A 14859-nucleotide genomic window follows, 5' to 3' on the forward strand; every position below is an offset into this window, starting at 1 on the left:
ATTGGATCAGCATAAATTGTTGTTGAACATACCATATATCTCCTGCAATCATGACAGACTTATCGGGCATTTTTTCTAACTGGCCTTGCCTCTTGTTGAGCAAAAACCACGTTCTGCACAAGACTCAGGAACTTATCATCGGATATATCCAGACCCGCTGCCCGCAAGGGATCAATGGTATCGTGCCACTTCTGTGCAGCATCGGCCTGATGCTTCCAGTTATCAACAAGGTTTTGCAGATCAATGCCCGGCGCACCGATGCTTTTACACAGCTTTTCCCAGTTTTCACTTTGATGTTTATGAAGCTCAAGCTGAACGACGATCTCTTTTAACTCATCATCCGTCAGCGATTGATCTTCCTGATTTACAATTTTGCCCAAGATGTTTTTTGTATGTTCAACTTCTCTTTGTTGCTCATGAATACTGTTCCGGGCGCGGCTATCAACATCTTCAACAAACTTTTCAGCGTCCCGCTTGAGTCCATCCAGTTCATTCTTCACCTGATTATATTCAGCCTGCAAAGCATCGAACTGCTCTTCTTTTTCAAAAAGTTCTGCTTTCAGACTGTTGGCAAACTCAGTTTTTGCCTGAAGTTGGCTGGAGTAATCCTTTACTGAATCCTGCAGAGCCTCATTTTGAGTTCTCAGTTTCTGCATATCCGCATCCAAATGTTTTGATGTTTCCTGTCTCTCTTTATCTTTAGCATCACGACGATCAAGAGACTGGCCCGCATCTTTAAGCAAGCCCAACAAGCGATCTCTTTCACTCCGGAGAGCCTCAGCATCTTTCTGCAATTTCCCTGTCTGCTTTTCCAGACGATCAAAAATATCCTGATCACTGACTGACGAATCCTCAACAACAACCTCACTGGGGTCAGGCTTATGAGTTTGAGCGGTTGCAGCGCCTTCTGGAGAAACCTCCCCCTCCACCTCCCGATCAGATATAAGAAGAGGAGAGTGGATATCTGCATGAAGAACCGGGTTCAGCGATGAGTCCGGACTCTGGACATCTGAACTTAATTTGGCAGTAGCTAGACTCTCTTCAGGATTAACCCCTCTCTGAAGAAGGCCAACCATCTCACTCTGCCCTTCGACCCAGGACTCTTCATCTTTAGAAGCAAGATCCATGATCTGGGATGAGTACAGAACAGGAGGCCTCTCTCTGTTAAGAAGCTCCTGCTTTAACTGTTCTGAGTTCTTGCTCGCCGACCAGCCACTCCAGATATCATATCCTTTCTTTATGGTAAGCCCTGCCAGACCTGCACCGACAATGGCTGGTGCATAGATCAAGCCTCCCACACTGAGGGCTGCAGTTCCGAAAAACTCCAGCCAGGACAACGCACCAGGTTTATGTGCGACACTGCGATCAAACAGGTCCTTGATCTCATGATCAAACATCGACTCACTGCTGTGGTGATAGGACATACCCGGAGCAGGAGTCACCGAACCACTCTCGGTAGTTGATTCAGCCGTACTGAGTTCTGCATACAAAGAGTTTCTACTGGTTGATTCTCTGACCGGATTAGCCATGCTTTTCTTCCACATCCCTGTCTGTATGTATACAGAATAGTCAGCAAATCAAACTGCTGAGATTTTCCATAAAACCTCAACAAGGCCTAGCCCCAAACAACTTGTGGTATCCACAATATCAATAACGGTAAAATGGGTTGTTTATTCCCCTAAATATTCTAACTAGACGGTTTTGACTTCATGTTTTTAGCCTCAGGCGCTCTCTTTCTTGGATTTCTGGCCTTGATGTGGAGTGCTGATCATTTTGTTGATGGCGCTGCGGCCACCGCCCGCAACCTGGGTATGTCGCCGATGCTTATCGGATTAACCATTGTATCCATCGGCACCTCATCACCTGAAATCCTGGTTTCCCTGATGGCAGCCTTATCCGGGCACGGCGATCTGGCGATTGGTAATATCGTGGGCTCCAACATTGCCAACATCGCGTTGGTGCTGGGTGCAACCTTGTTGCTTGCCCCGATTCCAGTCAACTCCATGCTGGCCAAAAGAGAGCTGCCCCTGCTGACAGTGATTACTCTGGCAACTGGAGTTCTGATTTATGATCAGTTTCTCAGCCGTCCTGATGGCATCATTCTGATAGTGGCTTTAGTCGTCACGCTGTTCATCATTCACAAATGGCAGCAACAGAACCGCCGTCCGGAAGATGAGGTCGCTGCCAGCCAGGAATGTGATGAAGAAATCCCAGAGTTGTCTCAGGGGAAAGCCAGCCTGAATCTGGCGGTTGGACTGGTAGTACTTCTGGTCAGCTCCCGCATGCTGGTTTGGTCAGCGACTGAAATCGCCCTCTGGTTTGGAGTCAGTGAGCTGACAATCGGCCTGACGGTTGTAGCCATTGGTACCAGTCTGCCAGAACTGGCAGCCAGCATAACCAGCGCCCTGAAAAAGCATCACGATATGGCCATTGGCAATGTGATTGGCTCCAACATATTTAATCTGCTGGCAGTCATGGCGGTACCAGGTCTTGTTGCGCCAATGTCGATTGATCCCACAGTCTTTGGACGGGATTTCCCCATTATGGCCGGTTTAACGATTCTTCTGGCGATTATGACCCTGGTTGGCAAGACCCCAAAAGTACTAGGAAGACCCTCTGGATTCCTGCTGCTGGGCTGTTACATTGCCTATACACTTTTAATCCTGTTCCAAGCTTGATTCTCTGCTAAGCCTGATTCCTGTAGATTTTCAAGGTAGAATACCGCCCTCACCCAACGGTTGTAACGGAGTCCGGATGCAGGAAAGCTGCCCATCCGTTACAATCACTCGCTTAACATCTGGAAGTGGACGATTCTCGTCATGAAAGAAGCGGAAGATTTTATTGCCTCCGGCCGCAGAACTGTGGATATAGAACAGCAGGCCGTCAGCGCACTTCAGGACCGCATTGATTCCGACTTCGCCAAAGCCTGTAAAGTCATTCTCGACTGCCGTGGACGTGTTATCGTAACCGGCATGGGCAAATCCGGCCATATCGGCAACAAGATTGCCGCCACCCTGGCCAGCACAGGTACCCCGTCATTTTTTGTTCACCCTGGAGAAGCTTCCCATGGTGATATGGGCATGATCACCTCGGATGATGTGGTCATCGCACTCTCCCATTCCGGTGGTGCTTCTGAAGTAGTAACCCTGCTGCCACTATTTAAAAGACTGGGTATTCCGGTTATTTCCATTACAGGCAACCCGAAATCCGCTCTGGCCAAATCGTCTGATATCCATCTGAACAATGGCGTTGAGCAGGAAGCCTGCCCTTTGAATCTGGCTCCAACATCCAGCACCACAGCCACACTAGTACTGGGTGATGCCCTGGCTGTTGCCCTTCTGGAGGCTCGCGGATTTACTGCTGAGGACTTTGCATTTTCTCACCCTGGTGGCAGCCTGGGCCGCAGACTGTTGCTTAAGGTCAGCCATATCATGCACACAGGCCCCCGTCTGCCTCTGGTTACGAAAGGCACTCCTCTGAGTGAGGCGCTGATGGAAGTCACCAGCAAAGGCATGGGCATGACTGCAATTACTGACGCAGACCACAGTCTCTCTGGTGTCTTCACTGACGGTGACCTCCGCCGGGCTCTGGATCATAATGTTGATCCCAAGCAGACCTCAATTGAAGAGGTCATGACCAAGAACTGCGTCACCATCTCTTCCGAAATTCTTGCGGCGGAAGCCCTGAAAATCATGGAAGACCATAAAATCAGCGGGCTGATCTGTGTGGATGAAAAGAAACGCCCGGTTGGAGCAATCCATATGCATGATCTGCTGAAAGCAGGTGTTGTTTAACTGCCGTGTGTTTTTAAAAAGTGTCTTTCAAGGTTATGGAAGACACTTCCATCATGGCAAAGAAAAGGTGTTATGAAGTTTACCGTTTCCTGTAATCCGGCTGACAAAACAAATGCAGCCAGCCCCCCTAATTCTGCGCGGAGGTCTTTCTGATGTCTCTGCGCCAGATGCTATTTACGGCATGCCTCGTCCTGTTTGTCTCAGCTGTAGGATACTGGTCTTATACTGCCGACAATCCTCAGGAAATTATTAAGCCCTTGAATTCAGTGGCAGACAAGGCACCAGACTTCTTTACCCGCAATACCAAGATGCGTGAGTACGGCCCCAACGGTCGTCTGGAATCGACCCTGGACTCGGTAGAAATCAGCCACTTCCCACATAATGGTGTGACTCTTTTAACCGAGCCTGATATGTGGAGCTATCAGGAAGATGACATTCTTCCCTGGCACTCTACGGCAAAGAATGGCCGTATACTTCCCGATGGTGAGACCGTCGAACTTATCAAGGATGTGGTCATGATTCAGGTTGCCCCGGATGGTTCTGCCGAGCAGCGTATAGACACGGATTTTCTGACCGTATACTCTGGGCAGGATTTTGCGGATACGGACGCTCCTGCACGCCTGACCAACGCCACCAGCGTTGTCAACACTGTCGGAATGCGCGCATTTTATAAACGGGATTTTATTCAGCTCAAATCCAAGGTTAGAAGCATTCATGAAAGTCGCTAGACTCTGTGTGACTCTTGCTGCAGCACTGATCGCTACACAACTCTGGGCCCTTCCTGATGACAGGAACCAGCCCATCTACATTTCCTCAGACAGTGCCGATATTGATGATGCCAAAGGTATCGCCATCTATCGCGGTGATGTCGAGATGACTCAGGGTACAACCAAGCTGACCGGCGATATCGTCACTATTTATTCGAAGAACCGGGAAATTCAGCGGGTCGTCTCTGAAGGCAAGAAAAAACAGGCTTACTATGAAGAGCTGCAAAGTGAAGAAAAAGGCAAGCTGAAAGCCTGGGGTAAAACCATAGACTATGATTTTGCCGTCGAAAAAATCGAACTGATCAAGCAGGCCAAACTGATCCAGAAAGGCGATACCTTTACCGGTGATCACATTGAATATGATCAGGCCAAACAACTTGTAAACGCCACTGGCCAGCAGGGCGGTAAAACCGGTGGCCGGGTTCAAATGGTTATCCAGCCCAGCCAGACGAAGTAAAGATATCAGCCCCAATGGCACAACTGACAGCACGAAATCTTAGTAAAACCTACAGCGGCCGCCAGGTTGTTCGCGACGTTTCCGTCTCCATAGAAAGTGGCCAGATCGTTGGCCTGCTGGGTCCTAACGGCGCAGGTAAAACAACTTGCTTCTATATGATTGTTGGCCTGGTGAAAAACGAAAATGGCCAGATACTGATTGATGGTCAGGACATCACCCGATTACCCATGCACGGCAGAGCCAGGGCAGGTATTGGTTACCTTCCCCAGGAAGCTTCCATTTTCCGGAAGCTGACTGTTGCCGACAACATCATGGCCATTCTTGAAACCCGCAAAGGGCTGGCCAAGGCCCAGCGTGTTGAAAAAATGGAGCTGCTGCTGGATGAATTTAATATCCAGCATATTCGTGACAGTCTGGGCATGAGTCTGTCGGGTGGTGAGCGCCGTAGGGTTGAGATTGCACGGGCCCTGGCCACCGAACCTTCCTTTATTCTTCTGGACGAACCCTTTGCCGGGGTCGACCCGATTTCCGTCACCGATATCAAACAGATTGTCACTCATCTAAAAAATCGTGGTATTGGCGTTCTGATTACCGACCATAATGTGCGCGAGACACTTGATATCTGCGAACATGCCTATATCGTGAGCGAAGGACATATTATTGCTTCAGGCGACAGCCGTACGGTTCTGGAAAACCAGAAAGTACGCGATGTTTACCTTGGCGAGCACTTCAGGATATAGCCACTAACAGGTAAGATGGGGGTATGGAGTTTGTAAGAGAACACCATGCCCGACCGGGTCTATAGACTGTTTTCGCGAACAGAACCCGACAGGGAACCCAAACAATAATGTCGTTTTGCCGAGAAGCTCGCTGGCTCAAAGGAGTTTGCTTTTCAGGCTTTCAGAACGCAGTAGAGGCTGAGCACCAGGTCCATGAAGCCATCATTGGAACTTAAAATTGGCCAGCAGCTGACCATGACTCCTCAGCTGCAACAGGCTATCCGCCTCCTCCAGCTTTCCACTCTGGATCTGCAGCAGGAAATCCAGCAGGCACTGGAAAGCAACCCCATGCTGGAGCAGGATGAACAGAATAGCACTGATAGTGAACCCGGTTCACAGGAAGCCCTGTCAGAAGCCGGGTTGACTGACCTCAACTCAGTATCCAGCCAGGAAAAGCGGGATGAAACCCAGGAAACTCAGGATGACTGGAACAATGAGATTCCAACCGACCTGCCTGTAGATAGTGTCTGGGACGATGTTTACCAGTCGTCCCCATCATCAGGTAATGGAACCTCAAGCGACTCCCAACCTGATGACTTTACCGCCCGCACCAGTGCCAGCGAGACATTGCAGGATCATCTTGAGTGGCAACTCACACTGACACCCATGTCCGCAACCGATCGTATGATCGGTATGTCAATTATTGAAGCAATTGATGATAACGGCTATCTCACCGTGTCCCTTGAAGAGATTCTTTCCGGCTTTACTCAGGAAGATGACGTCGAGATGGATGAAGTGGAAATGATGCTGCACCGCATTCAATACTTTGATCCTGTCGGCGTGGGTGCACGGGATCTGCGCGAATGCCTGATTCTTCAGCTGCACCAGCTTCCAGAAGCTACTGAAGATGTTATTGCTGCCCACCGTATTCTGGACAGGTATATAGACCTTCTGGGTACCAGGGATTATGCGACATTGATGCGCCGAACCAGGATGAAGGAAGATCAGCTACGTAACGCCCTGGCAATCATCCAGAGCCTTAACCCGCATCCCGGGGCATCACTGCAGACATCTGAAGCCGAATATGTTGTTCCGGATGTTATGGTTCGCAAGGCCAAGGGACGCTGGATTGTTGAACTGAATCCAGATACATCTCCCCGCCTGCGCATCAATGACAATTATGCATCCCTGATACGCCGGGCCGATTCAAGCGCCGACAACACCTACCTGAAAAGTCACCTTCAGGAAGCACGCTGGTTTATCAAAAGCCTGCAGAGCCGTAATGAAACACTACTCAAAGTTGCTACCCGGATCGTCGAACACCAGCAGGGCTTTCTTGAGTACGGTGAAGAAGCAATGAAGCCGCTGGTTCTGCATGATATTGCTGAAGCTGTCGAAATGCATGAATCCACAATTTCACGGGTTACTACCCAGAAATTCATGCACACTCCCCGGGGAATTTTTGAGCTGAAGTATTTCTTCTCCAGCCATGTCAGCACCTCTTCCGGTGGCGAGTGTTCCTCTACAGCTATAAGAGCATTGATCAAGAAACTGGTTGCTCAGGAGAACCCCAAGAAGCCCCTGAGTGACAGTAAAATTGCAGCGCTGCTCGGTGAACAGGGCATTCAGGTTGCCCGAAGAACCATAGCCAAATACCGGGAAGCGATGGCTATCCCCCCTTCCAATGAAAGAAAAAGGCTGATTTAACCATCAGCCTTTTTCATTTTCTCCCCCACCATCTCCGTCAATTTCCTAGCACTCGCTTATCATGAGTAAAAAACGGGTATCCCGACTACGCAAGAAGCCTTATTTATAAGCATTTCATATAGTTGCCCCACGCAACGTTATAGCGCTTTTTGGAAACCCACTGCTCCAACTCATGGATTTGGCAGAGGTTTGCTGCCAATTGAGCAAAAGTCGAGACGAGGCCAATGACTGGTGATAGAATCAAAGTGTCGGTCCGGTATGGAATTCACCGGGACTGCTCAACCTGACATCAGGAGAGTAACGCATGCAAGTTAACATCAGCGGTCATCAGTTCGAAGTTACAGAAGCTCTGCACGAATATGTTAATCGTAAACTGAACAAGCTCGCTTCACATTTTGATGGAATTACCAATGTGCAAGTCACTTTGAGTGTTGAAAAACAACGTCAGATGGCTGAAGCCACACTCCATGTTCGAAATGCTGACATAGCCGCTTCATCGGAACACGAAGATATGTATGCAGCCATTGACCTGCTTGTGGACAAACTTGATCGTCAACTTCTGAAGTACAAAGAAAAGAACATTGATCGCCTCCAGGGGGCATCGCATTAACCCCCTATTCAAAAAGTAATGAGCCTACGGAATATCCTCGCTCCCGGGCACGCCTTTTACGGCGTGCAGGGAGCCAGCAAGAAACGCACTCTGCAATATATCGCCAACCTGGTCAGCGAGCGTCAGCCCAAGCTGGACGCAAAAGAGCTGTTCAACCAGTTGGTTACCCGTGAAAAACTGGGAAGTACCGGTCTTGGAAATGGCTTTGCCCTGCCCCATTGCCGCATCTCTGGCTGTGAAACTCCACAGGCTGTTTTTCTCAGACTTGCAGAGCCCATTGATTTCGACGCCATAGACAAAAAACCGGTTGATCTGGTTTTTGCACTCGTGGTGCCCGAAGACGAAACAGAGCAGCACCTGCAGTTTCTGAGGCTAATCGCCGAACAGTTCAGTAATGAAGATCTCTGTGAAGCACTCCGCTCTGCGACAAACAGCGAAGCTTTGTATCGTCTGCTTACAGATAAGGTGACGGCCTGATCCTGATTTTTTGAAGTTAAATACAGCCTTGTTTTCAATTCGCTTATTCGAGCCATAGACGTTTTTTCTGTCTTTAGCTTTTCTTGAACAAATTGATAACACAGCTCCCGAGAGAGCCTGCCTGGAACACCCACCAAAGAAGTGTTCTACCGCAGGCTCTTTTTTATATCTGCTTTTTTACCTATCCTTTGCTAAAGCGCCCTGTACACCAAAAGAGTGCGCCAAAAGAAGTAAGCGACTCCACTCAAGGAAAACAATCGCTTTAGTGCTCAAGGCTGGGGGAAGAATAATCTATGTCAAAAGCAATACGGCTTGTCATCATAAGTGGCCGCTCAGGTTCTGGAAAAAGTGCTGCCCTGGGAGCACTGGAAGACCAAGGCTTTTACTGTATCGATAATTTACCTGCAGGATTGTTAACCAGCCTTGTCGAACGGTTTCGTAATGACCCGACTGAGGTGAACTCAATTGCTGTCAGTATTGATGCCCGTAATATGTCCGGCGATCTGGCAGGTTTTATCAATACCCATAAGCAGCTTTTAAATGACAGCAATCTCACCTGTGATGTGATTTATCTGGATGCTGACCACGAGACTCTGTTAAAGCGATTCAGTTCAACACGCCGCCGCCATCCTCTCAGCGATGATCAGTCATCACTGGATGAAGCCATTCGAAGAGAAGCGGATGTCCTGACGGAAATGGCCAACGCAGCTGATATGCGCCTGGATACCAGTCGTTTGTCTTTGCACGAACTTCGCAGCCTTATTCGCAAGCGTGTTGCAGGCAAAGAAAGCCATGATCTATCCCTGCAATTTGAATCCTTTGGTTTCAAGAAAGGGGTTCCACTGGACGCAGATTTTGTCTTTGACGTTCGCTGCCTGCCGAACCCTTTCTGGCATGAAGAGCTGCGAGGGTTTAATGGTAAGGACCAGCCCATTATTGATTTTTTGAGCGGACATGATTCTGTCAACAAAATGCTGCAGGATATCACCAGTTTCGTCAGTAACTGGCTGCCCGTTTTTGAAGAGAGCAATCGCAGTTACCTGACCGTTGCCATCGGATGCACTGGAGGACAGCATCGCTCGGTATTCATCAGCGAAACCCTGGCCAGTGAATTCCGCAAACATCAGAATTCCGTTCAGGTTCGTCACCGGGAAATGGAAGCCAAGAAGGCACACGGGAATCATAAAGAGGAATACCCATGATTCAGGAACAGCTGGTTATCATCAACAAACTGGGCCTGCATGCCCGTGCAGCAGCCAAGTTTGTTGGTGTGGCATCATCCTTTGCCAGCTCAATCCGCATTGGAAATCAGAACAAAATGGTTGATGGCAAAAGTATTATGGCGGTTATGATGCTTGCAGCCAGCAAGGGAACAACTCTGGATATTGAAGTCGAAGGTGACGACGCGGATCAGGCTTATTCCGCCATTGCTGAACTGGTATCCAACCGCTTTGATGAAAATGAATAATAAATAAACAATCAGTGCTGTTGCTTCAAAACTGTAACGACAGCACGTAATAAAAATGCAGGTGTGCCTGTGCCTCAGCAACAACAATCACTGGCCTTGTCTGAAGACCAGCTGGAAGCTCTGAACAAAACACTCAATTACGGCATGCCGGAACACACCCGGCAAATGCTCAATAGCCTGTCTGCTGCAGATATTGCACACCTGCTCGAGTCCTCTCCTCCCCGACAGCGCAGCATTCTCTGGAAACTGATTCCAGTTGAGGATGAAGGCGACGTACTCAATGAGATGGGGGAAGAAGTCCGCCAGTTCTTTATTGACCAGATGAACATCCAGGAACTGATTAGTATTTTCGAAGACCAGGATGTGGATGATATTGCGGATATTCTTCAGCAGCTGCCCAAACAGATAACCTATCGCGTTCTGGATTCGATGGATTACCAGAATCGCCAGCGAGTCGAAGAGGTTCTAGCCTATCCAGAGAATACCGCAGGCGGCCTGATGAACACCGATACGGTAACCGTCCGCAAGGATATTACTGTTGAAGTTGCCCTGCGTTATCTACGTCAGCACAACTCATTACCCCAACCTCTAGATCAGCTACTGGTGGTCGATCGTTTCGATCAATTCCAGGGCGCTGTACCAATCAGTGATTTACTGACTGCAGATCCCAGTACCCTTCTGGCTGATCTGATAGATCACGCTATTCAGCCTGTTCCAGTTTCTATGGAAGATACCCATGTCGCACAGTTATTCGAACGGGAAGACCTTGTATCGGCTCCGGTCGTTGATGAAAGCTGTCATCTTCTTGGACGTATCACTGTTGATGACGTCGTCGATGTTATAAGGGACGAAGCCGAACACTCAATTATGAGCATGGCCGGACTGGATGAAGATGAAGACACCTTCGCACCAGTACTGCGCACCACGCGACGCAGGGCTGTATGGCTTGGCATTAACCTGATAACAGCATTTATCGCCTCCGGAGTGATTGGTCTGTTTCAGGAAACTATTGATCAGGTAGTGGCTCTGGCTGTGCTGATGCCAATCGTTGCCAGTATGGGTGGAATTGCCGGAAGCCAGACTCTTACCTTGATCATACGTGCCATGGCGCTTGGTCAGATTGGTAAATCCAACACCACCTGGCTGCTGACCAGGGAAGGTCTTGTGGGTTTACTGAACGGGCTGTTCTGGGCCATCGTTGTTTCTGCTGCCGCCATGGTCTGGTTTGATGATCAGACCATCACGCTTGTGATTGGTTTGTCCATGGTTATCAATCTGGTTGTTGCAGTTCTTTCGGGAGCCATGTTGCCGCTTGTTTTGAAATCACTCGATATTGATCCGGCACTCGCGGGGTCTGTGATTCTGACAACCATTACCGACGTCGTAGGGTTTCTGTCCTTCCTTGGACTGGCGACACTTTTCTATACCTAACCGAAAGGCTCTATTCTAAGCGCAACTGACGGCTGGTAACCCAACCCTCCGGGTTTGTGGCAGTGAAACCCTTAACTCTTGGCTGGAGCCAGTGAACCTGACTTAAATGTTTCAAGGGAATAATACTGTTGGATTCAACCAGCTGCTGCTCCAGATTTTGATAAAGCATTTTACGTTCTTCCTGAGACGTTTCAGACATCGCTTTTTGCAGCGCAACATCATAATCATCATCCATCACACCCAGCGAATAAGGTGAAAGACGACCACCTAACAGTAAAAATGCAGCAGGATCGTTAAAGGCAGCCAGCCAGGCACTATGCATAACCTGGAAGTCACCTGAGAGGTAACGGCGAGTGAACTCCATCCAGTCCAGGCTGACAATCTCAACCTCAACCCCTGGCAATCTGCGCCACTGGCTGACAATTGATTCGTTATACAGACCTCCCTTGCCATAACCTTCCACTGTCATATATTCGATTTTGACTGGGTTACTCTCACTGTAACCGGCCTTGGCTAATGCCTTCCGGGCAGCATTATCTCTTTTCCATTGTGCCTGTCCGTAATCTTCTGGTAACCAGTTGCTGGCCCCTTTGGTCCAGGGCGGAGTCAAAGTCCAGGCAGGCCCTCCAACATCAGGAAAAACAGCATCACGATCAAGCACGGCAGCCAGAGCTTTCCTCAAATGCGGGTTACTCATCGTTGAATTTTTGGGATTAACAATCAGATAACTGGTAATTAGCTGAGGCTCCGGCTCAGTGGCTATACCAACAGAGACAGCCTTAGGCAGCAAAGAAACAATTGGCAGGCCGGATGTAATATCAAGATCACCGGCCCTGAATGCCACAAGTTCATCCAAAGGTTGCTGATACATTTTCCAGACCAGATCGGAAATCTGAGCCTCAGAAAAACCTGAGTAGAAGGTGTTTCGCTGCAGCTTTATTTCGTTATGACCACTGGAAACAAAGCTGTAAGCGCCATTGCTGACAGCACAGCCTTCTTTCAAATGCCAATCCTCTCCACATGCTTCAATAGCGTGTCGCGGAACAGGCAGAAACGATGGAAAAGTCATCATGGCAGGGAACCAGCTGCGAGGCTCGTCCAGCGTGACTACCAGTGTCTGCTTATCTAGTGCTGTCACACCAAGGGATTCTACAGGCTGCTTTCCTTCGGTAACATCCTGGCTGTTAACAACACCGGAAAGCTGGAGATACCAGCTGTACTTGGCACCGGTTGCAGGATCAGCCAGACGGCGAAAACTAAAGAGAAAATCTTCTGATGTCAGAGGAGTTCCATCAGACCACTTAAGGTCTTCACGCAGCCTGAATGTCCAGGTGCGGCCATCTTCAGATACCTGCCAGCTCTCTGCAGCGCCGGGAACCGGCAGCCCATACTCATCCTGAATCACCAGTCCCTCGAATAAGTCCTTGAGAACACCTGCTTCAGGTGTTCCATGAAAAAAGTGCGGATCAAGCGTTGCCGGAGGCGTAGCAAGCCCCCTGACCAGGGTTTCTGCCTGAATATATGAGGAGAGAAGAACGGCCAGAATGGCCGGTAAGATACGCATGTCGACACCCCCGAAAACCAAAATTCACAGGGAAGTGTAGAAAACTGAGGGAAGACATGGCGGAGAATATTCACCGCCATTTACAAAAAGAAATATGATAAATGGAGAATTGTTACTCTCCAGCCACCATCATGCCATCAACCAGCAGGGAACCACTCTGGATATTACCGCGACGGTCAATATCATTACCAACCTTTCGCAGATTCATAAACATATCCTTCAGATTGCCAGCAATTGTGACTTCAGAAACCGGGAACTGAATTTCACCATTCTCAACCCAGAAGCCACCAGCACCACGGGAGTAATCCCCTGTTACCATATTGATGCCCTGACCGATCAGACTGGTTACCAGCAGGCCTGTATCCATCTCTTTAACCAAGCTATCCAGATCACCGGCATTGCTGTCAATAAACAGGTTGTGGGCACCACCAGCATTAGCAGTACTGGTCATACCCAGCTTGCGGGCTGAATAGGTGCTGAGAAGATAGCTGGCCAGCATTCCATCTGTAATAAATGACTGATCACGGGTCTGCAGGCCATCACCATCAAAAGCGACTGAGCCCATGCCACCCTTCAGCATCGGACGCTCATAGATATTGACCCACTCAGGGAAAATCTTTTTGCCAAGATGATCCAGCAGGAAAGAAGCCTCACGATACAGGCTGCCACCGCTGATGGCCGCCATCATATGGCTGATAAAACCACCGGCCAGCTCAGCACTGAAAATAACCGGCACATTGGCTGTGGGCACTTTACGGCTTCCCAGGCGGGCCAGAGTACGCTCTCCAGCCTTACGCCCAATATCAGCCATAGATTCCAGCTTATTGCCATCACGGGCCACTGAGTACCAGTAATCGCGCTGCATCTCATCACCCTGCTGGGCAATCATCACTGCACTGACACTCTGGCGACTGGAACGGTGAGGGCCAATAAAATCATGACTGTTTCCGTAGACACGGCAGCCCTGGTGAGAATTTACTGTTGCACCATCCGAGTTAGTGATTTTGCTGCTGACAGCACGGGCGGCAGCTTCACACTCTTTAGCTCGCTCAATTGCCTCTTCGGCACTGATACCCCAGGGGTGATAGAGATCCAGATCGGGAAAGTCAGTAGCCATCTGGTCGGCATCTGCCAGACCAGCACAATTATCCTCACTTGTGTAGCGGGCTATATCACAGGCAGCCCGAACGGTATCTCTGATCGCTTCAGGAGTATCATCACTGGTACTGGCCGAACCCTTGCGCTGGCCAAAATATACCGTGATACCGAAACCCTGATCCTTGTTGAACTCGACGGTATCAACTTCCCCCATACGCACAGTCGTTGACAGACCGGCATCCGAGCTGGCACCCACTTCACAGGCACTTGCTCCCTGCTTGCGGGCCTCATCAATAATGTCAGAAACCAACGTGGTGAGACGCTGCTCTTCCAGAGCCGGATCAATCACCGGCTGTGCTTGGCTAGTCTTGGGGCTGGCCATTGAAACATCCTATCCTGAGCCTTGTTGCTTCCATTCTACAGCCCTGCTTTTCATTCCGTAAACCAGAAGCTTCGAGTTACCAAAGCACTTCGTGGTTTTCATGGTAAAATAATCGCCAATTACTATTTGATATGCCCTTAAACAGGAAATGTAACGCCTAGGGGGTGTTCACAATTAAACGTCGAACTCAGCGCTTCCGAGAGTTTCTGTGACGAGGCGTAGTGCCGCAGGAATGCTTGCTGCCTTTCAAAGCGCTACAACGAAGCTCACAGGAACTCTCGGAAGCGCCCTTCGGGTGACTCTAAAAGTGGCCCCCTGCTGTGTCGGGCCACTTTTAGAGCCACTGAGTCGATGTTTAATTGTGAACCCCCCCTAGCAACCAGCG

At 49.4% G+C, this 14859-nt stretch carries 14 protein-coding genes; 11 read left to right on the forward strand and 3 right to left on the reverse strand.

Translation table 11 applies throughout. From position 1 onward, the window contains the following. Positions 1–59 precede the first annotated feature (59 nt). Entirely contained in the window at positions 60–1529 is a 1470-nt protein-coding gene (locus tag M3P05_RS02845) for a hypothetical protein (protein WP_249697723.1), read from the reverse strand. Positions 1530–1709: 180 nt separating this feature from the next. Here M3P05_RS02845 and M3P05_RS02850 point away from each other — a divergent pair, with 180 nt between their 5' ends. The 11 genes from M3P05_RS02850 to mgtE all read left to right on the forward strand — a co-directional run bounded on the left by M3P05_RS02850 (position 1710) and on the right by mgtE (position 11430). After that, on the forward strand, positions 1710–2678 hold the full coding sequence (locus tag M3P05_RS02850) for a calcium/sodium antiporter (RefSeq protein WP_249697724.1): 969 nt from the start codon (positions 1710–1712) through the stop codon (positions 2676–2678). A 141-nt stretch (positions 2679–2819) separates the two neighbouring features. Then, positions 2820–3794 carry a KpsF/GutQ family sugar-phosphate isomerase gene (locus M3P05_RS02855; RefSeq protein WP_249697725.1) on the forward strand — a complete coding sequence of 325 codons (975 nt, stop codon included), beginning with the start codon at positions 2820–2822 and terminating at the stop codon, positions 3792–3794. A 152-nt stretch (positions 3795–3946) separates the two neighbouring features. Then, on the forward strand, positions 3947–4522 hold the full coding sequence (lptC, locus tag M3P05_RS02860; RefSeq protein WP_249697726.1) for an LPS export ABC transporter periplasmic protein LptC: 576 nt from the start codon (positions 3947–3949) through the stop codon (positions 4520–4522). Beyond that, entirely contained in the window at positions 4509–5018 is a 510-nt protein-coding gene (gene lptA, locus M3P05_RS02865) for a lipopolysaccharide transport periplasmic protein LptA (RefSeq protein WP_249697727.1), read from the forward strand. The genes lptC and lptA overlap by 14 nt, the downstream gene beginning before the upstream one ends. 14 nt (positions 5019–5032) lie before the next feature. Continuing rightward, positions 5033–5758 (forward strand): LPS export ABC transporter ATP-binding protein, encoded by a 726-nt coding sequence (lptB, locus tag M3P05_RS02870; protein WP_249697728.1) that lies wholly within the window; start codon positions 5033–5035, stop codon positions 5756–5758. Positions 5759–5950: 192 nt separating this feature from the next. Next, positions 5951–7444, forward strand: a complete 1494-nt coding sequence (locus tag M3P05_RS02875; RefSeq protein ID WP_249697729.1) for an RNA polymerase factor sigma-54 — start codon at positions 5951–5953, stop codon at positions 7442–7444. Positions 7445–7748: 304 nt separating this feature from the next. Then, positions 7749–8054 carry a ribosome hibernation-promoting factor, HPF/YfiA family gene (gene hpf / locus M3P05_RS02880; RefSeq protein WP_249697730.1) on the forward strand — a complete coding sequence of 102 codons (306 nt, stop codon included), beginning with the start codon at positions 7749–7751 and terminating at the stop codon, positions 8052–8054. 18 nt (positions 8055–8072) lie between these two features. After that, positions 8073–8531, forward strand: a complete 459-nt coding sequence (gene ptsN / locus M3P05_RS02885) for a PTS IIA-like nitrogen regulatory protein PtsN (RefSeq protein WP_249697731.1) — start codon at positions 8073–8075, stop codon at positions 8529–8531. Positions 8532–8824: 293 nt separating this feature from the next. Continuing rightward, the gene (gene rapZ / locus M3P05_RS02890; protein WP_283777655.1) at positions 8825–9733 is read left to right on the forward strand and encodes an RNase adapter RapZ; all 909 of its coding nucleotides are present in this window, start codon (positions 8825–8827) and stop codon (positions 9731–9733) included. Beyond that, positions 9730–9999, forward strand: a complete 270-nt coding sequence (locus tag M3P05_RS02895) for an HPr family phosphocarrier protein (protein WP_249697732.1) — start codon at positions 9730–9732, stop codon at positions 9997–9999. Before rapZ ends, M3P05_RS02895 begins: the two co-directional genes overlap by 4 nt. 69 nt (positions 10000–10068) lie before the next feature. Next, complete coding sequence (gene mgtE / locus M3P05_RS02900) at positions 10069–11430, forward strand: magnesium transporter (protein WP_249697733.1); 1362 nt, start codon at positions 10069–10071, stop codon at positions 11428–11430. A 10-nt stretch (positions 11431–11440) separates the two neighbouring features. Here mgtE and M3P05_RS02905 read toward each other — a convergent pair whose 3' ends face one another. Both M3P05_RS02905 and pmbA read right to left on the reverse strand, forming a co-directional pair. Beyond that, positions 11441–12994, reverse strand: a complete 1554-nt coding sequence (locus tag M3P05_RS02905; RefSeq protein WP_249697734.1) for a peptide ABC transporter substrate-binding protein — start codon at positions 12992–12994, stop codon at positions 11441–11443. Positions 12995–13106: 112 nt separating this feature from the next. After that, positions 13107–14474, reverse strand: a complete 1368-nt coding sequence (pmbA, locus tag M3P05_RS02910) for a metalloprotease PmbA (RefSeq protein WP_249697735.1) — start codon at positions 14472–14474, stop codon at positions 13107–13109. Positions 14475–14859: the final 385 nt, after the last annotated feature.

The organism is Parendozoicomonas callyspongiae, from assembly GCF_023502345.1.
In the GTDB taxonomy this organism is placed as follows: Bacteria; Pseudomonadota; Gammaproteobacteria; order Pseudomonadales; family Endozoicomonadaceae; genus Sansalvadorimonas; species Sansalvadorimonas callyspongiae.